Below are 19,236 nucleotides of genomic sequence, written 5' to 3'. Positions count from 1 at the left end.
GGCCTTTCGGAAGACGCCTCAGGGCGGCCCGGAGCCGAGGAGCGTCCACGCCCCGTACGCCGCCGACGCGGCGGCGATCACCGCAAGGGCGGCCGCCGTGCGGGCGGTGGAGCGCAGCCGCAGCAGGGCGAGGGCGGGCGGCAGGAACAGCGGGAAGGCGGGCATCATCAGCCGGGGCCGGGAGCCGAAGTAGCCGGAGCCGATCAGCGAAACGACGACGATCGCGACGGTGTACACGAGGACGGGCAGCGGCTGGCGCTGCCGTACGCACAGGCTCACCAGCCACCCCAGCGCGGCCAGCGCCGCGCACAGCCCGAGCGTGGCGGGCCACGGCAGTCCGAGGACGAACGCGGCCAGCGCGGCCCCGCCGTCGATGCTGTTGCCCCACTGCGCCTGGACGTCGAAGTACGCGAACGGGTCCCCCTCGCGCACGGCGACGAACACCACGTACGCCAGCCAGCCCAGCGGGGCGAGGGCCGCCCCGGCGAGCATCCGCCCGTTGCGCCGCAGCAGCCCGTCCGGGCCGGCGGACCGGTGGTCGCGTACGGGGGCGTCGTCGGTGACGGCCGGTGGCCGGTCGCCGGATCGGACCCGGTGGTCGCGGACGAGGACGACGACGGCGGTGACCACGAGGGCGGCGATCAGGGCGGCGGCCGACGGGCGGGTCAGCCCGGCGAGCACGCACAGGACACCGGCCGTGATCCACCGCCGGGTCAGCACGGCGTACAGCGACCAGGCGGCGAGCGCGGTGAACAGCGTCTCCGTGTACGCCATCGACTGCACGAACGCCGTCGGGCCCGCCCCCCAGAGCGCCGCCAGCACCACCCCGGCACGCCGCCCGGCCAGCCGCGCCCCCACGGCGTGGATCCCCCATGCGGCGGCGAGCGCGGCGGTCCAGGCGACGAGGAGTCCGGCGCCCGCGAGACCGAGCGGGGTCACGGCGGCGATGCCCCGTTCAAGGGCCGGGAGCAGCGGAAAGAACGCCAGGTCGGAGTGGATGCCACCGTCCGGGAGGACGACGGTGTACCCGTAACCGTGCGCGGCGACCCGCTGGTACCAGACGGAGTCCCAGCGCTCCGCGAGCACATGCGCCGCGTCCTTGCCGGACGCCTCGGCGGCCGCCCACAGCACGGCCAGCCCGACGACCCGCACGGCGGCGTACGCGGCGAGCGCGGGTGCGGCGGAGGCGAGCGCGGCGGCGAACCGCCCCCGGACCGGTCTCTCCCCGTCCCGCCTCGGCCGGGGCAGGACGGGGGCGGTCCGGGTGGACGGGTCGGCGGGCATACGGCCGATTATGTCTGCCGCCGCACGGGGGCCGGCGGGCGGATGCGGAAGGCGCGGGATGCGGAGGGGGCGGGATGCGGCGGGGGGCGGGGGCTCGCGGGCGCCACGTCTGTGTCCCGGGGGCACAGGGGGGCTCCCGGGGCCAGGCTGGGCCCGAGGTTGGGGCCCCGGGCCCAGGTCAGGGGCACCGGACCGGCCGTACGCTCACGCCACACCCGAGAAACGGCAGCGCAACGGAAGCCGTCGGGACGGCGTCGCAGAGGGAGGAAGCACCGTGAGCGGTGGCAGCGGCTGGGGAAGCGGAAGCGCGGGGCAGGTACCCCCGGGGCACGGTCCCGGCCGGACGGGCAGACCGGGCGGGGGCGGGGCCGGCTCCGCGCTGGCGCTGGCCCGAAGCTGGATCACCGGGGTCCTCGTCTACGTGATCGCCGGATACGTGATCTCCCGGGGGCTCGTCGACCTGCTGGCCAGCGACGAACGCCTCGACGACTTCACCTGGCGCCTGGCCCTGGAGCACGTCCCCGTCGTGCTCGCCACGGTGCTCGCGGTGCTGGCCGCCGCCCGCGTCCTGCCCTACGAGCAGCGCGCCTCGCGTGCCCTGCACCTGTCGGCCGCCCTCGGCGCCCCCGTGGGCGCCCTCGTCTACCTCTATGCGACGCAGTCGCACGCCTCGGGCTCGGAGGGCGTGCTGATGCCGGTCGTCGCGCTGGCCACCGGGGCGGCGATCGGTCTCGCGGTGGACGGGCTCATGGACGACACGGACACGGTGTCGCCGCACGCGGCCCCGTACTCGTGGCGGGACGGCGGAGCGGGTGCCGCGGACTACATCGGCGGGATCAGCGTGGCCACCGGGGTCCTCGCGGCGCTGGCCGTCGCCGGGGTCGCGTGACGCGGTTCGCCCGGAACCCAGCCCCGTGTGACGTGTCGCGTGCCGCGGTTCGCTCGACACGGTTCGCCTGACGCGGGAAAGCACTGCTCCGGCCCGTCCTCCGTCTGCTTCCTCCCCGGTCCTGCCAGGGAGGAGACAGACGGAGGACGGGCGTCACCGGTTGGGCACGTCGCTCCCGTACACCACCCAGGGCGACTGCGGGAACGAACCGACCCCGGTCAACTGGGGCTGCACGGCGGCTACTTCGGGCCGCACCGCAAGGGTGTCCGGCCAGTGGTCGAAGTAGACCGTGCCCTTCTCGATGAACCCCTGCCAGTCGGTCGCCGCCGAGGCCCCCTCGCGGTCGACGACGAATCCGACGCAGAGCACCGACGCCCGGCCCACGGCTTCCCGTGCGGCGCGGACGACGGTCTCCCCCTCGTCGCGGCTCAGCCGGGAGAGGGAGAAGCAGAGCGCGACCGTGCCGGTGTCGGTGCGGCGGACCCGGGTGGGTATGCCGGCCCCGGTGCGCAGCCAGAGCAGGAAGTCGACCCGGTCCAGCCGTTGCAGACCGGCCAGCAGGACGAGTTGGTCGCGGGTGACCCAGGACTGGGTTCCGGTGTGCTGGGCGCCGGTGCCGACGAGGGTGATGCGCCGGGTGACCGGGTGGTCGGGCCGTACGCCCGCCGACTCCAGATCGCCGAGCAGCGACTCGGCGTCGGGGCGGCTCCAGCCCAGATGGTAGGAGGAGAAGAATCCGTCACTCATCGACACGTCCCTCGCGAAGAAAGTGCGGACGCACCGATCCTTCCGGGCACATGCCGGAGGGGACTGGGCCGCCCTGCTGGTCAGGTAGAGCGTGAAGATCCTTGTGCACGCGCCCGCCCTCGTACGGCCGCCTTCCGGTGGCGTAGCGAGAGGTTCACGTTCGGTCGTCATGAGCGTAATGAGCGGCGCGGCGTGGTGCGTGGGCCCACGGGCCCACGCCCGGACCCCAATGCGGGACGCGCCCCTCCGCTCCGCGGGCCGGGCCCGGCCCGCGGATAAGCCGTGGACAGCGGCGCGCCGCACCGTCAGGGTGTACGGCGATGACACGTACTGACGCACCTTCCGCCTGGGACGAACGCACCCAGCTGACCACCTTCCTCGACTACACGCGCGCCACCGCCCTGGCCAAGTGCGAAGGGCTCTCCCAGGAGGACGCGGTCCGCGCCCCGCTCCCGGGCTCGCCCCTGATGACCCTCGCCGGAATCGTGAACCACCTCCGCTGGGTCGAGTACTTCTGGTTCGAGGTCGTCTTCCTCGGCGGCGAGGACGAGGGGCCCTGGACCGACGAGGACCCCGACCGCGAGATGCGGATCGCGGTCGACATGCCGCTGGCCCGGGTCCTCGCGGAGTACGAGGAGCAGAGCACCCGCTACCGCGCGCTCGTCGCCTCCCACGATCTGGACACCCCGGCCCAGCAGCCCCGCAGCGACGGCCGCCACCCCGATCTGCGCTGGATCCTGCTCCACCTGATCGAGGAGACCGCCCGGCACAACGGGCACCTCGACATCATCCGGGAGACCATCGACGGCACCACGGGCTCCTGAGCCGCGCCCCCGCGCCCGTCCCGCATCCGGGCGGGGTCCGGGCCGGGTCCGGGCGGGGTCCGGGCGGGGTCCGGGCGGGGTCCGGTCCGGGTCGTACCCTTCGTCCGGTGAGCACACCGACCGAAGGCACCGCCCCCGCACCCCCGCCCCGCCCGCCCGTCTCCGGCGGTCCCGGCACCCCGATCGACGTGCCCGGCGTCCGGAACCTCCGCGACGCGGGCGGGGTCGGTGAGCTGCGGCCCGGGATCCTGTACCGCTCGGGGGCGCTGGACGCGCTGACCGCGCGGGGCGCGGAGCGGCTCGGGGAGCTGGGGCTGCGCACGGTGATCGATCTCCGCAGTACGCCGGAGGTCGCGGCGGCCCCGGACGTACGGGACGGGCTCGGCTTCACGTACCGCCGCGCCCCGGTCTTCGTGGAGCGGCGGTGGCCCGCGGAGCAGCGGGAGCTGTACCCGGCGATGGCCGGCCGGGCCGGACGCTCCACGGTCGCGGTGATCCGCGCGATCACCGCCCCCGGGGCCGTGCCCGTACTCGTCCACTGCGCCTCGGGCAAGGACAGGACCGGCCTGACCGTCGCCGTGCTCCAGACGCTGCTCGGCGCCTCCGAGGCAGAGGTCACCGAGGACTTCCTCCGCTCGAACGAGGCCCTGGGGCTGGGGACTTGGGCGCATTCGGCGGTCGGCGGGCCGGTGGCGGGTGAACAGCCTTTGGCCGTCAACGGGTTGGTGGCGGGCGAACGGCCCGGGGGCGGTTCGCCCCGGCCCGGTCACGGCGCGCTGCCCGTCGCCGCGACGCATCTGTTCCACGCGCTGCTGTGGATCCGCAGCCACCACGGATCCGTACCGGACTGGCTGCTGGCGCACGGCGCGACGGAGTCCGAGCTGGCGGACCTGCGCGCGGTCCTGTCGGGGCGGCCCCGGACCCCGTGATCCCCGGCAGCCCCCCGTCCGGGTGTCAGAGGGCCGTGAGAGGGTGTTGATCAACGGCGGGAAACACTCGCCCTGTTGAGCGGATCAGTGTTTCCCACAGGCCACATCCCAGGGGGGACCTCTTCATGATCAGTAGTCGACGCAGGCGTGCGCTGAGAGGCACGCTCGCCACGACCGCCCTCACGGTGGCGCTGGCCACCACCGCCGGCACGGCCACCGCCTCGGACGACCCGTCGGCCGCCGACCGCGCGCGGGCCGGAGCGGCCGCGCAGAACGGCGCGGACGGCCGGTCCGCCGCGAGCGCGGCCCCGCAGGCCGCCGACGGACCCGTCGTGGCGACGCCGACCTTCCCGATGACGGCCGTCCACAAGCAGACGGGCAATCTCTTCCTGTACTTCTCGGACCGGCAGGGCGGCTTCGAGCCGCAGTACGACGTGGGGGTGAACTACGACTTCGCCGCCGGGTCCATCGACGTCGACAACGACAAGGACGGCTACAGCGACGGGACCTGGAACCTGCGCAAGGACGGCACCCTGCACTACACCTGGATCGACGACGACCTCCAGGCGTACACGAAGCAGGTCGGCAAGGGCTGGAACATCTACACGACGGTCCTCTCGCCGGGCAACCTCGGCGGGGCTCCCGAGGCCGACCTGATCGGTCTGGACAAGGACGGTGTGCTCTGGGGCTACCTCGGCTACCCGGACGGCACGCTGACCACCCGCCAGCGGATCGGCGGCGGCTGGGGCCAGTACACGCAGCTCGCCGGCCAGGCGGACCTGACCGGGGACGGCAAGGCCGACATCGTCGCGCGGGACGGGTCCGGCGTCCTGTGGCTGTACAAGGGCACCGGCGACTACAAGGCCCCGTTCGCCACCCGTGAGCGCATCGGCGGCGGCTGGAACGTGTACGACCGCCTCCTGTCGATCGGTGACATGGACTCGGACGGCAAGACGGACCTGGTCGCCCGCAAGCCGAACGGCGACCTGTTCCGGTACTCGGGCACGGGCAACGCGCCGGCCGTGTTCAAGAGCCCGGTCCAGATCGGGCACGGCTTCCAGGCGTACAACCTGCTGTAGACGCCCGCACGGGCCCTGTACGGGGCCCGCACGGAGATCGTATGTACGAGGGGTGGGCCCCGCGGTTCCCGGGAGGGACCGCGGGGCCCGCCTCGTGCGCGTCACCGGGCCGCCCGCGTCTGCGCAGGTCAGGGCAGCGGGAGGGCCCGTCCCAGAGGCGTCCCAGACGAACCCGGGACGGCTCCCCGGTCACCCGGGACGGCGGATGGCCCGGAAGCCCGGAGAACGGTCGGTAGATTTCAGGGAGTCGGCCCGGCCGCCGCGCCGTGCGGCGCACCCGGGGCCACGCACCTCCGCACCCTCCGCTTTCTCCGCCTCCTCCGCCTCCTCCGCCTCCTCCGCCGCAACGTCGCGCACCGGAACCATGCGCCCGTCCGCTCGCTCCCCCGCCCGCTCCTTCGTTTCCGTGGCCGGTTTCGGGTGGCTCGGACGGCTCCGGGTGGCTCGGGCGGCTCCGGGCGGCTACGGCGGAGAGGGAGGCCGGGCACCGTCGCCCGGAACCCGCCGGGCACCGTCGCCCGCACCGCCCCGGACCCGCTCGCCGACCTGTCCGCCGTCCCGTTCGCCACGCCCGAAAGGGAGCTCCGCCATGACCGCGCACGCACGCCCCGGACCCGGTCCGCGCCGCCGCACCGTCCTCACCGGAACATTCGCGGCGGGGGCCGCGGTCCTGCTGCCGTTCGTGGCACCGGACCGGGCGCGCGCCGCGTCCGGTCCGGTGATCGCGGACTGCGCGACCTGGGGCGCGAGGCCGCCGAGCAGCCCGGTCAATCTGCTCCCCACCCCGCCGCAGAAGATCATCGTCCACCACACAGCGGACCCGAACGTCACGGACTACTCGCAGGCCCACGCCTTCGAACTGGCCCGGTCCATGCAGGCGTACCAGCTGGACGTGGAGAAGTGGACCGACACGGGCCAGCACTTCACGATCAGCCGGGGCGCGTACGTGATGGAGGGCCGGCACGGCAGCCTCGCCGCCCTGACCGCCGGGACCCGGCAGGTGGAGTCGGCACACTGCACCGGGCAGAACACGGTGGCCATCGGCATCGAGAACGAGGGCACCTACTCCACGGTCGACCCGCGCGGGGTGCAGTACGCCGCGCTCGTGGACCTGTGTGAGCTGGTGTGCCGTCAGTACGGTCTGCCCGCGTACCAGATCTACGGGCACCGCGACTTCAACAGCACCCTGTGCCCCGGGGACCGCCTCTACGCCCTGCTGCCCCAGCTCCGCCAGGACGTCGCCGCCAGGATCGGCGGCGACCCGACCCCGCCGCTCTGGCCGGTCCTGTCCTCCGGGGCCGACGGCGAAGGCGTCCGCACCCTCCAGCTCCTCCTCAACGCCCGCGGCGCCGCCCTCACGGCGGACGGCGACTACGGCCCCTCGACCGAGGCCGCGGTGTACGCCTTCCAGGACGCGGAACACGCCACACCCGACGGTGTCGCCGGCCTCCAGACCTGGAACCAGCTCGCCGCCCCCGCCCGCCAGGGCGACTCCGGCACCGCCGTCGAGGCCCTCCAACTCCAGCTCACCGCCCACGGCATCCCCACCGACACCGACGGCGACTTCGGCCCCGGCACCCGGACGAACGTCACCCGTTTCCAGACCACCCGCTCCCTGCCCGCCGACGGCGTCGTCGACGCCCGCACCTGGAGCCGCCTCGTCGCCTGACCCACCGCACGTCCGTTCCGGCCGGAACTCCTTCCGGCACGAGCGGCGGCGGGAGTGGTGGACTGCAGGGGGGTCCACCAACCCCGCACGCACGAGGGGTGTCCGGCGCCCCCGACCAGGGCGCCGGACATCCCCTCCCCGTTCCCCGCCCGGAAACCTTCGCGCGAGCCCAGCACGGTCCGAACGCAAGACCCCTACCCCGCGGACCGCACCTTCGCGAACGCGGCCGCCATCACCGGCCCCAGCTCCCCCACGATCGCGTGCCCCGGCTGCCCCGGAAACGGCAGATACTCCAGGAACGACGTCACCACGACCTCGTCGATTCCCGGCACCCCCCGCGCGCTCTGCTCCTCCAGGAACCGCAGCGTCGCCCGCCAGTCCGGCGCGTCGGCGTCCAGCCCGAGGAACGACTTCACCGTCTCCTGCGTGACCTCCCAGAAGAAGACGTGCGGCAGCACGCCGTCCTCGTTGAACACATGCGACTCGTAGAGGTCCTCGAAGGCGGGAACGGCAGCGACGAGGTTCCGAACCAGCCGCACGCCCGGATCCGCGTCCGTGCCGGCGCCCGTGCCCACGCCCGTATCGACATCCGCCTTCCCGCCGTGGGCGACCAGGGCGCCGTCGGCGGGCGCCGCTCCCCCTTCCGACTGCGCCCGACGTGTGCCGTGCCAGCGCCAGCCCGCCGTGCCGTCGCCGTGGATGCGCAGCAGGAACTCCGCGACGGGGGTGCCGTCCGGGTACGTCAGGGTGAGTGCGTCGCGTATCTCCTCGTGGCAGGCTTCGGCGCGCTCCCAGTCCTCCTCGTCGACGGCCCGTGTCTCGGCCACGAAGACCTCGCGGAACGCATCGAAGCCGGGCAGTTCCTCCAGCTCGCCGTGGAGCCAGGGCATGTCGCCACCGGTCACACGGAGGCGGGCGATCTCCCGGTCGTGGTGGTGGAGCCGCCAGACGGCGGAATCGGTCGACGGGCGCGCAGCGGTCATGACCTCATGATGGCGCGCGCCACTGACAACGGGCCCGTACGGGCTCAGCGGTCCACGATCCACGCGGCATCCGCCGGAGGGCGGCCGTGGGCGACGATGTGGTGGACGATCCGGTGCGCCTCCTCCACGGGGACGGTGTCCGTGTCGGGGTACTCGTCGTCCTGGCCGTTCGCGAGGACGAAGCCGTCGCTCCACTCCTCGCCGGCCGCCGGGTCGCAGGCGTGCTCCCCCGGGTCGCCCTCGCCCGCGAGGAGCATCACCATGGCCCGTTCGGTGTTGGTGACGAAGGCCAGGCTGCGCCCGTCCGTGCTGGTGAACCACGACTCGTGTGCGCCGGCGTCGGTCCTGCGGCGCAGTTCGGCAACGGCCTCGTCGGCCGGCACCGTCGGTCCGCCGTCGGTGAGGGTCCAGTTCTCGGTCATGGGCACGACCCTTCCACGGCGGCGCGGCAGAAAAACGCCCGGCCCCCGCGATCAGCTCGCGGGGGCCGGGCGCCTGAAGCGGTGGCTCAGCTCTTCGAGCCCTCCGCGCGCGCGAAGGAGACCTCCACGCGGCGGTTCTTCTTGCGGCTCTCCTCGGTGGAGTTACTGGCGATCGGGTACTGCTCGCCGTAGCCCTTCACCTCGAAGGAGATTCCGCTGCCGGACAGCGCCTTCTGCAGCACCCCGTGCACGGCCTCGGCACGCTGCTTGGAGAGGACGTCACCGTGGGCGGACGAGCCCAGATTGTCCGTGAAGCCGAACACCCGGACCTTCTTGGCGTCCTGCTTCTTGATCTCCTGGGCGATCTCGTTGATCCGGCCGTTGGCCGCAGCGCTCAGTGTGGCGCTGTCCTTGCCGAAGAGGACCTCGGCCTGGAGAGCGAACTTGATGTCCGAGTTGGTGTCCTCGCGGCGCTCCTCCCCGCCCATGTCCTCGATGACCGACTTGATGTCGAGCACCTTGGCGGGAGCGAGCGTGGCGCCCTCGGGGAGCTTCAGATCGGAGTCGTTCGGATCGATCTTGACCGGCGGTTCGGCCGAGGCCGACGGGTACGGACTGTCGTCCGCGAACGCCTGCGGGGCACCCATGACCCCGAAGGCGAGCGCACCCGTCAGAACCGTGACCGCGAGGTGGGCGGACACCCGACGGGCGCCGGTGGTGACGGCGCTCATCAGGAGATCTCAATCGGTGCGGGGGCGAACCCGCTGAAGAGCAGGTCGACCTTGGTGGTGGACTCCGGCGGGGCCGGGAACTGGGCGAAGAACGTCAGGGTGGCCCCCGCCTTGAAGAAGGCGTTGTACCCCGTGGTAGTCAGGGGACGGTTGTCCGTGTCCCTGAGCACGTAGTACCGCTTCTTCCCCTGCGAGTCGACCAGCGTCATGTCTGCCAGGGAGCGGTCCTTCAGCGCGACCGCCACCTCCTTGCCGTTCCATCCGATCGGGATGCTGAACGTCTTCGAGGAGGTGTTCTTGAACTGGCCGGAGACCGTGAGGAACCCGCCGCTGTCGCGCTTGGCGGAATTGATGGCCATCTCGATGCCGGCGTCGTTCTTGGACGTCACCAGAACGGTGCTCGTGTCCGGGACGGTCTCCCCGCCACCGTTGCCCTTGTCCGACGGCGAGTTGGAGGCCTGGGACGCGGCGTCCTTCGGCTTCTTCCCGTCGTCGCTGCCACAAGCGGTCATCGAGAGTGCCAGGGTGGCCGCCAGCACAGCGACACCCCCGGCACGGCGCATGGTCCTCATGTGCGGATTACCCATCGGTCCAATTCCTTTGCGTGTGTTCGGTGGTCAGTCTTCGACCAGACGGACATCGAAGAGTTGAGTCATGTCAGGCATGGTGGCGAGGTCCTTGGGGCTGACGACCCAGACCAGGCCGCTCTTGCAGAAGACCGTCCCGATCGAGGTCGAGGTCAGATCCGGGTTCGGAACGAACTTGCACCGGTTGATGACCGCGGAGGTCGCTTCCGCCTCCGCCCGCTTGCCCTTGACACCCGGGACGAGATTCGCCGTCATCCGCTTGTTCGACTTCGCAACGACGTGGTAGCCCCAGCGGCCGTCGTACAGCCCCCGACACCGAGCCGTGCTGTCGTTCTGAGCGGCGAACGACATCGCGTTCACACAGCCGTCGAATCCGACGAACGGTGCGTTGAACACCGCGATGTAGTAGGCCCTGTCCATGACATGCGCCTTCAGGTCCAGCTTGAGGAGGCTCCGGGACTCCTTCGCCGCCGCGAGTGCCGCCGAGTCGGCCGCGCTCTGGGCGCCGTTGCGCTTGACATCACCTTCACCGAACGCAAAGAAGATCAACGCAAGGAAGAGCAGGCCCGTCACCGCTGTGATGTACAGCGGTGCGGCCTGCCCTGCCTCGTTCCTCAGTCGACGGATCACCCGCCGAGGACCTCGTTGATCTTGTCGCTGAAGGTGCTGGCGATGGTCTCGCCGAGGTTCGTCTGCAGCAGCGCCACGACGATGGCCACCACGAGGATCGTGATGCCGACGTACTCGATCGCGCCCTGGCCCTTGTCGCTGCGGCGCTTGATCGCGTCCACGGCGGTGTTCTTCCAGCCGTTGATGTAGGTCTGGGTGGCGGCGGCGGCCTTCAGGGTGATGTTCGACATGGTGTTCCCCTCCGAGTTCGGCCGACCGGGAGTCGGCCGACGCTGATACGTAAGTCTTCGTGTCGTTCGCGCTTCCGGCTTCCTCCTGGCCGGTCTCGCTGTCGACATGAGAAACGTACGCCGGGGCAACACCCACTCGCATGGGCCTGCGGGCCCAACTCCGGGCCCACTCCCTCAGTTGGGCCTTCGGGCCCATCATGTGCTCAGCCATGCCTCGTCGACCCCCCGGACGACATGCGGTGCCAGACGGCGATGGCCTCGCCGCGGCTGCCGGCATTCAACTTGGCGAAGATGCGGTTGATGTGGTTCTTGACGGTCTTCTGACTGATGAAGCAGGTGGCCGCGATCTGCTGATTTGTCATGCCCGACGCGATCAGGTCCATCACTTCCACCTCCCGTTCACTCAGATCTCCTGGCACACCCTGAGGGGCCGCAACGGGAACCCCCTGGGAAGAATGTGCCACAGATGATTGCGGAAGCGAAGCCTTTTGCGGGAATCCGTGCCCGCCCAACTCCTCGCGCACGCCCCCGACCTGGTGATTCGTTGTCCCGCGAGACGGCCATGGTCCGTGCGTGTCGTGTGCGGGTGCAGATACATGGCCCTGAGGTGCGGGCCGGTAGCCGGGCCCGGTGAAGGCCGTCCCCAGGCCCTCCGGCAGCGGTCTGCCGTCCTGGCCGAGGCCTCCGCCGCGCACGGAGTCCAGCAGGGCGCTGCTGGCCGAATAGGTGAAGTGGGCCCGGCCGTCCTTGATGTCGCGGACCGCGGCGACGAGCTGGTCGGCGGTGAACTCGCCGTGCACCAGGTAGCCGCCCGCGCCCAGGCGCAGGGCCTCGTGGACGATCTCGCTCTCCCGGCTGTACGTCATCATCAGCACCGGGGCCAGCCGCACCAGATGGGGCAGGGCGGAGATGCCGTCGACGCCGGGCATGCGGACGTCCAGCAGGACGACATCGGGCCGGTGCTGGACGGCCATCTCGTAGGCCTGCCGGCCGTCACCGGCCTCGGCGACCACGTCGATGTCGTCGCGGCCCTGCAGAAGCACGGTCAGACCGGCTCGTACGACCGGGTTGTCGTCGGCGACGACCACTCTGAGGGCCTGTACGGCGGGCATGGCTTCCGGGCCGGGGAAGGCCGGGAGACCGCCTGAAGGGGTGGGTGCGGGGACACCGGCGGTGGGGGGCGAGCTGAGCGGGCTGGAGTGCGAGGACGTGTGCTGCGAGACATGCGGCTGCTGCGTCCACTGCTCTCCTGAGCTGCGGGAGATCTCGTCCGGCATGGTGCGGGCCTCCTCTCTCAAGGATGGGGACTGTGGGGTGGTCTGGAGCGGTTACGCGTATTCAGTTGTCGATCCGCACGGGCTGTCCGGGGACCTGCGGCAGCAGGGGCGGGGGTGGTGCGGTGGCCGGCGGGGCCAGGTTCATCGCGGCGAGCGACAGATCGAGACGGACCTCGGTGCCGCGCTCCGCCTTACCGCGACCGATGCGGATACGCGCCCCGATGGAGGCGGCGCGTTCGACCATGCCGACGAGGCCGAAGTGGCCGGCCTTGCGGAGATCGTCCAGTGAGGTGCCCCGGGGCAGGCCGTCGCCGTCGTCGTACACGCTGATGCGCACCACGTCGCGGACCAGCCCCGCCGAGACCTCGACAAAGCTGGGCCGGGCGTGGCGCTGGGCGTTCTCCATGGCCTCGGTGGCGATGGTGAGGGCGTGCCGGGCGACGGCGTGCGGGATGAGGGGGACGGCGCCGTCGCCGATCCGGCGGTAGACGGCCTTGACCCCGTGACGCCGTTCGAAGTCGGCCGTACGGGCGCTGAGTTCGTCCAGGACGTCCACGCCGCCGTCGAGACCGGACTCACGCCGCAGGTCGGAGAGGAGTTCGCGGGACTCGGCCGCCGCGCGGCGGGCGGAGCGTGCCACCAGTTCCGCCTGGTGCTTCACCGTCATGGGGTCCATGCGGTCGGCGGTGCTGGCGAGTCCGTCGGCCGCCATCGCCAGGCCGTGCAGGGTCTTGGCCACGGAGTCGTGCATCTCACGGGCGAGACGGGCGCGCTCCTCCTCGACCGCGCCACTGACGGCCAGCCGCGCCCGGGTCTCCGTCAGCGCCTGGGACGCGGCGCCGAACCTGAGGAGCAGACCCCGCAGGGAGGCGCCAACAGCTCCGGCCATGATGCAGAGGCCCACCACCAGGAGCGCCGAGACCTCGGCATCGACCTCGCGGTTGGCACCGTACGACGCGGCCAGCAGCAGCGACTGCAGGACGGCGAAGATCGCCCCGCCGCGCCAGCCGTAGACCAGACCGGCGAGCAGCGGGGTGCAGACGGTGACGTACGAGAGGGTCGAACCGGGTGTCGCGGCGAACAGCAGCATCGCGCCGAAGAGCATGTCGACGGCCAGCAGCGCGGGGTGACGGAGCAGGATCGGGCCGAAGCGCTCCCAGTCGCGCATGAGCACGTAGGACACCATGACGGTGACCAGCACCGCCGCGCCCACCAGCCACTTCCCGAGATCGTCCTCGACCCCGCGCAGGGCGAAGGGCGTCGCCAGAGCAGTCATGGCGAGCCGGAAGCCGAACAGCTGGCGGCACAGCGCCTGCAACGCGTTCAACTGGATCGGCAGGGCCGGCACATGGCCGGGGCTGCTCTCCGGTGTCTGCGCGTCGGGGCCGCCTGTCAGGGCGGGCCCGGTCGGTCGTGGGCCCATCTGGTCCTCTCACTCCTCGTCGGTTCGGGTGCACATGCGCGGGCGCGTGTGTCAGCCCCCGAACACGTCGCCGATGTTGACGTCGGCCGCGTAGTAGAAGCCGACCGCGATGAGGATCATCGTGCCGGGCAGCATGAAACTGGTGACGATCAGCGTCGCCTTGGGAACGGCCTTCGACGCCTTCCGCCGGGCGTTCTGGGCGTCGGTGCGGCGCATGTCGTTGGCGATCTGAATCAGTGTGTCGACGATGGGGGCGCCGAGTTCCTCGCCCTGCTGGAGGGCGGAGACGAACATCGAGACCTGCTCGGACTCGTTGCGCTTGCGGAGCTGGTCGAAGGCCTCTCGCCGGCTGACACCCATGTCCATCTGGCGCAGGGTGATGCGCAGTTCGTCGGCCCAGGGGCCCTGGTACTTCTCGGCGACGCGCTCCAGGGCCTGGCGGAAGCCGAGACCGGCCGACACGACGACCGCGAGGACGTCCAGGAAGTCGGGGAGCGTGCGGTCGATGTCGTCCTTGCGGCGGCCGATGGCGGACCGGATGATCGCATCGGTCCAGAAGAACCCGTAGACCAGCAGGATGATCGCCAGGATGAGCTGGCCGTTCATGAGCATGGCCAGGGCGGCCAGTGCGCCGAGGCCTCCGTAGAAGGCGCGGCGCGCTGCGTAGCGGTCGACCGTCATACCGCCGGGGTTACCGGCCATGTCCAGCTTGCGGCGGACCTTGTCGACCCGCTTGGGTCCCATCATCGACAGCACCCGGGGCGCGTAGCGCATGCCCACCCGGTCGGCCAGCCCGCCGGCCGCGGTGGTCCGGGTGGAGCCGATCTCCAGGGCCAGCTCGATGTCGCCCGGAAGCTTGGCCTCGGCGCGGTACATGCGGATGCCGTGGAAGGCTCCGTAGACGGCGAGTCCGAAGACGGCCGCGATCAGAAGATCCATGATGTCCTCTCCTTCTGGGTTCCGGCCGTCAGATGCGGACGCGAGTCATGCGGTTGATGAGGAAGAAGCCGAGGGCGTAGAGACCGGCCGCGACGAGGACGGCGATCCGCCCGGGTGTGGCGGCGGTCATGTCGTCGAGTGCGCCGGCCCGCATGCCGTTGATGATGAGCAGGAAGCCCATACCCAGGATGGGGACCGCCACGGCCGTCACCTTCACCTGGGACAGCAGGGTGGTGACCTCGCGCCGGGTCTCCTTGCGCTCCTCCAGCGTTCCCGTGAGGTTGCGCAGCGAGGAGACGATGGTGCCACCGGCCCGGTTGGAGAGGATGAGGGTCGAGACCAGGACGGTCAGCTCGCGCGAGGGCAGCCGCTCGATCAGTTCGTTCATCGCGTCGTCGAGGGAGTGTCCGACGGCGAGCCGGTCGGCGACCCTCTGGAGCTCCTCGTGGGCCGGGTCGTCGAGCTCGTCCACGGCCATGCTGATGGCGGTACGGAGCGCCAGACCGGCCTGGGTGGCGTTGGCGAGTACCCGGGTCAGCTCGGGGAGCTGGTTGATGAAGGCCTCGGTGCGCTTGGCGCGCTGGTAGTTCAGGAAGGCGTTGCCGCCCCAGAGGCCGATGCACGCCGCGAGCAGGCCGAAGAAGGGGGCGAAGATCGAGCCGACCACGAAGTAGAGGGCGAGCAGCGCCGCCACGACGTAGACGAAGTACTCGCCGGGGGTGAGGTCGAGGCCGGTGGCCGCGATCTTGCGCTCGATGCGCTTGCCCAGGTTCGTCTTGCGCAGCCGCCGGTCGACTCCCCGGAACCGCCGGTTGCGGCCGCCGATGGTCAGCTGTCCCGTGTGGGACATCCGGTCGACGAGTTCCTGTTGCTGAGCTTTGCCCGAGGTGAAGATGTGGACGCCTATGACGGCGAACAGACCGGCGAACAGTGTCACGCCGATCGTCAGGAGCGGAAGATTATCCATGTCGGGCGAGGCCTTCTGGGTGAGCGGCGGGCTGGGGAGGGTGCGGGGCGGAGCTGCGGGGTCAGGCGGCGGACTTGCGCATCTGGAGCTGCTCCTCCGACTGGGCGACGCCGAATGCGGCGGGGATGGCCTCGCTGGTCGCGTAGAGGCGCTGGGCGATCTTGCGGGGCAGCGGGTAGTACTCGAACTGTCCGTAGATGCGGCCGTCCGAGGCCATCGGCTGCGCGGCGAACCGGCAGACCGAGACGATCCGGTAGTCCTCCCGGCCGTGCGAGTCGACGACGGCGATCTCGGTGATGCGGCGCGAACCGTCGGAGTGACGGGTCAGCTGCACGATCACGTCGACGGCGCTGTTGATCTGGTCGTGGATCGCGACGAACGGGATCTCGACCTCGGACATGGACGCCAGGGTCTGCAGACGCATCAGCGCGTCCTCGGCGTTGTTGGCGTGGACCGTGGCGAGCGAGCCGTCGTGACCGGTGGACATGGCCTGGAGCATGTCGAGCGTCTCGCCGCCACGGACCTCACCGACGATGATGCGGTCGGGGCGCATACGCAGGGAGTTGCGGACCAGGTCGCGGATGGTGATCTGGCCCTTGCCCTCCACGTTGGCCGGACGGCTCTCCAGAGTGATCACGTGGGACTGCTGGAGCTGGAGCTCGGCGGAGTCCTCGATCGTGACGATGCGCTCGCCGTTGGGGATCAGTCCGGACAGGGCGTTGAGCAGGGTCGTCTTCCCGGTACCGGTGGCGCCGGAGACGATGACGTTGAACTTGGCGCGCACCAGTCCGGCGAGCAGCATCAGCATGTGCTCGTCGAGCGAGCCGAGGCCGATCATCTCCTGGAGCGTGAACGCCCGGGGGAACCGCCGGATCGTGAGGATCGGGCCCTTGAGCGACAGCGGCGGGATGATCACGTTGACACGCTCGCCGGACGGGAGACGCGCGTCGACCATCGGATTCGCCTCGTCCACGCGGCGGTTGACCGTGGAGACGATGCGTTCGATGGTCTGCATCAGCTGGTCGTTGGAGGAGAAGCGCATGGGGAGCAGTTCCAGGCGCCCGCCGCGCTCCACAAAGACCTGCTCCGGTCCGTTGACCATGATCTCGCTGATGGAGGCGTCTTCGAGCAGGGGTTCCAGGATGCCGAGTCCGAGGGACTCGTCGACGACCCGGCGGATGAGCTGGGCGCGCTCCATCGGGGAGAGAACGGGTCCCTCACGGCTGATGATGTGGCCCAGGACGCGTTCGAGCCGCGCCCTGCGCTCGGCCGCCGCGAGGGCGGACATCTCGGCGAGGTCGATCTCTTCCAGGAGCTTGGCGCGGTAGACCTGGACCAGCCGGCTCTCCTCGGTCAGCCCGCTGGTCGGCTCGGGACTGGTGATGCGCGCCCGCAGGCTCATGTCGTCAACTCCCTGGTGTGGTGCGGTGGTGCGGATCAGTCACGGGGCATGGTGACGGTCTTCGTGACGCTCCCGAAGTCGAAGATCGGCAGGAGGGAGGGGATCGGAACCGTGACCCGGACCGTCACGTCGTCCCAGCCGGCGGTCGGGACGATGGTCGCTTCGTCCGCGAGCCAGCTGCTCATGGAGGCGCGTGCGACCGGCTCGGCCCGGAATGACTGGTACTTGTCCGATGCCACGCGCGCACCCGAGCGGGCCGCCGTTCCGGCCTGCTGGGCGGCGTAGATGCCGATGCCGAGCTGGACCACGGCCATCGCCACGACGAGCAGGAGGGTCAGGACCCCCACGTACTCGATCGCGGCCTGGCCGCGCTCACGGGTGCGGCGGCCGACCGCGATGCGGGCAGTGCCCAGTCGTTCCCATACGTACGTCACCAGATTCCACCCTTCTCGTTCTTGGCCTTGGCCTCACCGGTCGCGTGCCAGGGCAGATCGAAGGCGCCGGGGAAGACCAGTGGCACGTTCACCTTGACCTTGGCGGTGACCAGCCCGGTGAACGGGTCCTCGTAGCACGTGGCCTGGGTGGTCCAGGCGCTGGGAACGTCCTCCCGGACCGCCCGCCGGCAGGCCGACATCCGGCTGCCGTCCGTGACCGACGCCGCCCTGACGCCCTTGTCCGCCGCGTTGCCCGCGAGGACGTACGTGTAGCAGACCATGCCGGCCTGCCAGAGCAGCGCCAGCGTGACCAGGATCAGCGGCAGGGTGCCGACGAACTCGACGGCCGTCTGCCCCCGGTCACGCCGCTTCCTGCCCGTCCCGCGGCCTATGCCCGCGCTACCGCTGTCCGCCGCGGTCGGCGGCCGGTCCGTTCGTAGAAGAGTCATGGCTCAACGGTCCCCCTCGGTCCCATCGTTTCGCTGGTGACGTCACGTGTGCGTATCGGTCGGCTTCGTATCGCTTCGTCCTCCGGGGTTCACTTCGACCGGCCTCGCCGGCCACCGACCGAACCCCGGTCTCCCTTGAACTTGCCCTGTTTATCGGCGCCTTCGGCGTTCTTCACCAGACCGAGATCTCCGGCGAGGCCCCAGAGGGCCTGCTTCACGGTGGATTTGGCCTCCAGGTCCTGCATGCGGCCGGCGTCGACGACGGCCTGGAGCTCCTTGAAGTTCGCCGGGACGGCGATCCGGGCCACCTTGGTGGCGGTGATCTTCTCGACGAGCGGCGGCTGGATCTCCGTGTTGCGGGTGAAGCGGTTGATCACGGTGACCGTCTCCTCGGCCTTGCGGACCTGGAGGCGGTCCCAGAGGCGGACCATGCGCTTGGCCGCCCGGACGGTGATCACGTCCGGGGTGGTGATGAGCAGGGTCCGGTCGGCCATCTCGATCGCCGCGGCGTTGGCCGAGTTCATCTGCGTACCGCAGTCGATGATCACGATCTCGAAGCGGTGGCGCAGGGCGCTGATGGTCTGGCGTACGACCCGGTCGCTGACCTCCTCGCCGCGCTCGCCCTCGGCCGGCGCGAGCAGCAGGGCGAGCCCGCTGTCGTGCATGAAGAGGGCGTCCTGGAGCACGCGGGGCGAGATGTCCTGGATGGTGGAGAGGTCGACGATGGAACGGCGGAACTGCACGTCCAGATAGGACGCCACGTCCCCCGACTGGAGGTCGAGGTCGGCGAGGGCCACCGAGTGTCCGGAGGCCGCCGCCGCCAGGGCGAGCTGGACGGCGGTGACGGTGGTGCCGACGCCGCCCTTCGCGCCGCTGACGGTGACGACGGTGCCGCCGGGCCCCGTGAAGACCTCGGGGCCCTGGCCGAGGTGGCGGCGGACACCGACGGACCAGCCGGCGGCGGCCTGGACGCGCTGGGCCAGCTCCTCGTACGAGAGGGGCAGGCCGACCAAGCCGCGGGCGCCGGAGTCCATGGCTGCCGAGAAGAGCCCGGGGCTCGCGTCGGCGGTGACGAGCACGACCCCGACCGCGGGAAAGCGCAGGGCCACCTCCCGGATCAGCTCAAGGGCTGGAACCGGACCGATCCGCTCGTGCACCAGCACGACCTCGGGCAGCTCGTCCAGGGACTCGGAGGCGAGCCGGGCCAGGGTGTCGAGCAGGGAGGTCGAATCACCCAGCGGCCCGGCCGGCTCCGCGTCGGGGAGCTGGGCGAGCAGCGTGGTGATGGATCGGGCGGCGTCGGCGTCACCGACCGCCGGGAGGATTCGCGTGCTCATCCAG

21 protein-coding genes are annotated in these 19,236 nt (G+C 71.1%); 5 read left to right on the top strand and 16 right to left on the bottom strand.

Annotation, left to right across the window (positions count from 1 at the left end; genetic code table 11):
* Positions 1–18: 18 nt before the first annotated feature.
* Positions 19–1,284, bottom strand: coding sequence for a hypothetical protein (locus ACFVDM_RS35260; protein ID WP_383650406.1), 1,266 nt, complete (start codon positions 1,282–1,284; stop codon positions 19–21).
* Positions 1,285–1,558: 274 nt separating this feature from the next.
* Here ACFVDM_RS35260 and ACFVDM_RS35255 point away from each other — a divergent pair, with 274 nt between their 5' ends.
* The gene (locus ACFVDM_RS35255; protein ID WP_383650403.1) at positions 1,559–2,173 is read left to right on the top strand and encodes a hypothetical protein; all 615 of its coding nucleotides are present in this window, start codon (positions 1,559–1,561) and stop codon (positions 2,171–2,173) included.
* A gap of 153 nt (positions 2,174–2,326) precedes the next feature.
* Here the strand turns inward: ACFVDM_RS35255 and ACFVDM_RS35250 are convergent, their stop codons facing one another.
* Positions 2,327–2,920 (bottom strand): hypothetical protein, encoded by a 594-nt coding sequence (locus ACFVDM_RS35250; RefSeq protein WP_383650401.1) that lies wholly within the window; start codon positions 2,918–2,920, stop codon positions 2,327–2,329.
* A 320-nt stretch (positions 2,921–3,240) separates the two neighbouring features.
* Between ACFVDM_RS35250 and ACFVDM_RS35245 the strand changes: the two genes are divergently transcribed.
* The 4 genes from ACFVDM_RS35245 to ACFVDM_RS35230 all read left to right on the top strand — a co-directional run bounded on the left by ACFVDM_RS35245 (position 3,241) and on the right by ACFVDM_RS35230 (position 7,421).
* Entirely contained in the window at positions 3,241–3,744 is a 504-nt protein-coding gene (locus ACFVDM_RS35245; RefSeq protein WP_383650398.1) for a DinB family protein, read from the top strand.
* A 107-nt stretch (positions 3,745–3,851) separates the two neighbouring features.
* The gene (locus ACFVDM_RS35240) at positions 3,852–4,673 is read left to right on the top strand and encodes a tyrosine-protein phosphatase (protein ID WP_383650395.1); all 822 of its coding nucleotides are present in this window, start codon (positions 3,852–3,854) and stop codon (positions 4,671–4,673) included.
* 125 nt (positions 4,674–4,798) lie between these two features.
* Positions 4,799–5,752, top strand: coding sequence for an FG-GAP repeat domain-containing protein (locus tag ACFVDM_RS35235; protein WP_383650393.1), 954 nt, complete (start codon positions 4,799–4,801; stop codon positions 5,750–5,752).
* A 589-nt stretch (positions 5,753–6,341) separates the two neighbouring features.
* Positions 6,342–7,421 carry an N-acetylmuramoyl-L-alanine amidase gene (locus ACFVDM_RS35230; protein WP_383650390.1) on the top strand — a complete coding sequence of 360 codons (1,080 nt, stop codon included), beginning with the start codon at positions 6,342–6,344 and terminating at the stop codon, positions 7,419–7,421.
* A gap of 194 nt (positions 7,422–7,615) precedes the next feature.
* On the opposite strand, the gene ACFVDM_RS35225 is transcribed toward ACFVDM_RS35230, so the two are convergent.
* From ACFVDM_RS35225 to ACFVDM_RS35160, 14 genes are all read right to left on the bottom strand, one after another.
* A complete protein-coding gene (locus tag ACFVDM_RS35225) occupies positions 7,616–8,404 on the bottom strand; it encodes a hypothetical protein (RefSeq protein WP_383650388.1) in 789 nt (262 codons plus the stop codon).
* A gap of 44 nt (positions 8,405–8,448) precedes the next feature.
* On the bottom strand, positions 8,449–8,826 hold the full coding sequence (locus tag ACFVDM_RS35220) for a hypothetical protein (protein WP_383650385.1): 378 nt from the start codon (positions 8,824–8,826) through the stop codon (positions 8,449–8,451).
* 86 nt (positions 8,827–8,912) lie between these two features.
* On the bottom strand, positions 8,913–9,557 hold the full coding sequence (locus tag ACFVDM_RS35215) for an OmpA family protein (protein WP_383650383.1): 645 nt from the start codon (positions 9,555–9,557) through the stop codon (positions 8,913–8,915).
* Positions 9,557–10,144, bottom strand: a complete 588-nt coding sequence (locus ACFVDM_RS35210; RefSeq protein WP_383650381.1) for a hypothetical protein — start codon at positions 10,142–10,144, stop codon at positions 9,557–9,559. Before ACFVDM_RS35210 ends, ACFVDM_RS35215 begins: the two co-directional genes overlap by 1 nt.
* A gap of 30 nt (positions 10,145–10,174) precedes the next feature.
* Positions 10,175–10,774, bottom strand: a complete 600-nt coding sequence (locus ACFVDM_RS35205) for a pilus assembly protein TadG-related protein (protein WP_383650378.1) — start codon at positions 10,772–10,774, stop codon at positions 10,175–10,177.
* Positions 10,771–11,004, bottom strand: coding sequence for a hypothetical protein (locus tag ACFVDM_RS35200; RefSeq protein WP_383650375.1), 234 nt, complete (start codon positions 11,002–11,004; stop codon positions 10,771–10,773). The genes ACFVDM_RS35205 and ACFVDM_RS35200 overlap by 4 nt, the downstream gene beginning before the upstream one ends.
* Positions 11,005–11,207: 203 nt before the next feature.
* Entirely contained in the window at positions 11,208–12,281 is a 1,074-nt protein-coding gene (locus ACFVDM_RS35195) for a response regulator (protein ID WP_383650372.1), read from the bottom strand.
* A gap of 61 nt (positions 12,282–12,342) precedes the next feature.
* On the bottom strand, positions 12,343–13,704 hold the full coding sequence (locus ACFVDM_RS35190; protein WP_383650369.1) for a sensor histidine kinase: 1,362 nt from the start codon (positions 13,702–13,704) through the stop codon (positions 12,343–12,345).
* A gap of 51 nt (positions 13,705–13,755) precedes the next feature.
* Entirely contained in the window at positions 13,756–14,643 is an 888-nt protein-coding gene (locus ACFVDM_RS35185) for a DUF5936 domain-containing protein (RefSeq protein WP_383650366.1), read from the bottom strand.
* 28 nt (positions 14,644–14,671) lie between these two features.
* Entirely contained in the window at positions 14,672–15,610 is a 939-nt protein-coding gene (locus tag ACFVDM_RS35180; RefSeq protein ID WP_383650362.1) for a type II secretion system F family protein, read from the bottom strand.
* Positions 15,611–15,671: 61 nt separating this feature from the next.
* Positions 15,672–17,012, bottom strand: a complete 1,341-nt coding sequence (locus ACFVDM_RS35175; RefSeq protein ID WP_383650358.1) for a CpaF family protein — start codon at positions 17,010–17,012, stop codon at positions 15,672–15,674.
* 35 nt (positions 17,013–17,047) lie between these two features.
* Entirely contained in the window at positions 17,048–17,446 is a 399-nt protein-coding gene (locus tag ACFVDM_RS35170) for a TadE/TadG family type IV pilus assembly protein (RefSeq protein ID WP_383650354.1), read from the bottom strand.
* Positions 17,443–17,895, bottom strand: a complete 453-nt coding sequence (locus ACFVDM_RS35165) for a TadE family protein (protein WP_383650350.1) — start codon at positions 17,893–17,895, stop codon at positions 17,443–17,445. Before ACFVDM_RS35165 ends, ACFVDM_RS35170 begins: the two co-directional genes overlap by 4 nt.
* 89 nt (positions 17,896–17,984) lie before the next feature.
* Positions 17,985–19,232: a CpaE family protein gene (locus tag ACFVDM_RS35160; protein WP_383650346.1), complete on the bottom strand. Its 1,248-nt coding sequence runs from the start codon at positions 19,230–19,232 to the stop codon at positions 17,985–17,987.
* Positions 19,233–19,236: the final 4 nt, after the last annotated feature.

This window comes from Streptomyces sp. NPDC057682 (assembly GCF_042799575.1).
In the GTDB taxonomy this organism is placed as follows: domain Bacteria; phylum Actinomycetota; class Actinomycetes; order Streptomycetales; family Streptomycetaceae; genus Streptomyces.
This window is presented reverse-complemented; position numbering and strand designations above follow the sequence as displayed.

What these genes read in the sequence shown, in the direction of transcription:
- ACFVDM_RS35260 (WP_383650406.1), bottom strand. Translation starts at nt 1,284, where the DNA reads ATGCCCGCCGACCCGTCCACCCGGACCGCCCCCGTCCTGCCCCGGCCG.
- ACFVDM_RS35250 (WP_383650401.1), bottom strand. Translation starts at nt 2,920, where the DNA reads ATGAGTGACGGATTCTTCTCCTCCTACCATCTGGGCTGGAGCCGCCCC.
- ACFVDM_RS35245 (WP_383650398.1), top strand. Translation starts at nt 3,241, where the DNA reads ATGACACGTACTGACGCACCTTCCGCCTGGGACGAACGCACCCAGCTG.
- ACFVDM_RS35235 (WP_383650393.1), top strand. Translation starts at nt 4,799, where the DNA reads ATGATCAGTAGTCGACGCAGGCGTGCGCTGAGAGGCACGCTCGCCACG.
- ACFVDM_RS35230 (WP_383650390.1), top strand. Translation starts at nt 6,342, where the DNA reads ATGACCGCGCACGCACGCCCCGGACCCGGTCCGCGCCGCCGCACCGTC.
- ACFVDM_RS35225 (WP_383650388.1), bottom strand. Translation starts at nt 8,404, where the DNA reads ATGACCGCTGCGCGCCCGTCGACCGATTCCGCCGTCTGGCGGCTCCAC.
- ACFVDM_RS35220 (WP_383650385.1), bottom strand. Translation starts at nt 8,826, where the DNA reads ATGACCGAGAACTGGACCCTCACCGACGGCGGACCGACGGTGCCGGCC.
- ACFVDM_RS35215 (WP_383650383.1), bottom strand. Translation starts at nt 9,557, where the DNA reads ATGAGCGCCGTCACCACCGGCGCCCGTCGGGTGTCCGCCCACCTCGCG.
- ACFVDM_RS35210 (WP_383650381.1), bottom strand. Translation starts at nt 10,144, where the DNA reads ATGGGTAATCCGCACATGAGGACCATGCGCCGTGCCGGGGGTGTCGCT.
- ACFVDM_RS35200 (WP_383650375.1), bottom strand. Translation starts at nt 11,004, where the DNA reads ATGTCGAACATCACCCTGAAGGCCGCCGCCGCCACCCAGACCTACATC.
- ACFVDM_RS35195 (WP_383650372.1), bottom strand. Translation starts at nt 12,281, where the DNA reads ATGCCGGACGAGATCTCCCGCAGCTCAGGAGAGCAGTGGACGCAGCAG.
- ACFVDM_RS35190 (WP_383650369.1), bottom strand. Translation starts at nt 13,704, where the DNA reads ATGGGCCCACGACCGACCGGGCCCGCCCTGACAGGCGGCCCCGACGCG.
- ACFVDM_RS35185 (WP_383650366.1), bottom strand. Translation starts at nt 14,643, where the DNA reads ATGGATCTTCTGATCGCGGCCGTCTTCGGACTCGCCGTCTACGGAGCC.
- ACFVDM_RS35180 (WP_383650362.1), bottom strand. Translation starts at nt 15,610, where the DNA reads ATGGATAATCTTCCGCTCCTGACGATCGGCGTGACACTGTTCGCCGGT.
- ACFVDM_RS35175 (WP_383650358.1), bottom strand. Translation starts at nt 17,012, where the DNA reads ATGAGCCTGCGGGCGCGCATCACCAGTCCCGAGCCGACCAGCGGGCTG.
- ACFVDM_RS35165 (WP_383650350.1), bottom strand. Translation starts at nt 17,895, where the DNA reads ATGACTCTTCTACGAACGGACCGGCCGCCGACCGCGGCGGACAGCGGT.
- ACFVDM_RS35160 (WP_383650346.1), bottom strand. Translation starts at nt 19,232, where the DNA reads ATGAGCACGCGAATCCTCCCGGCGGTCGGTGACGCCGACGCCGCCCGA.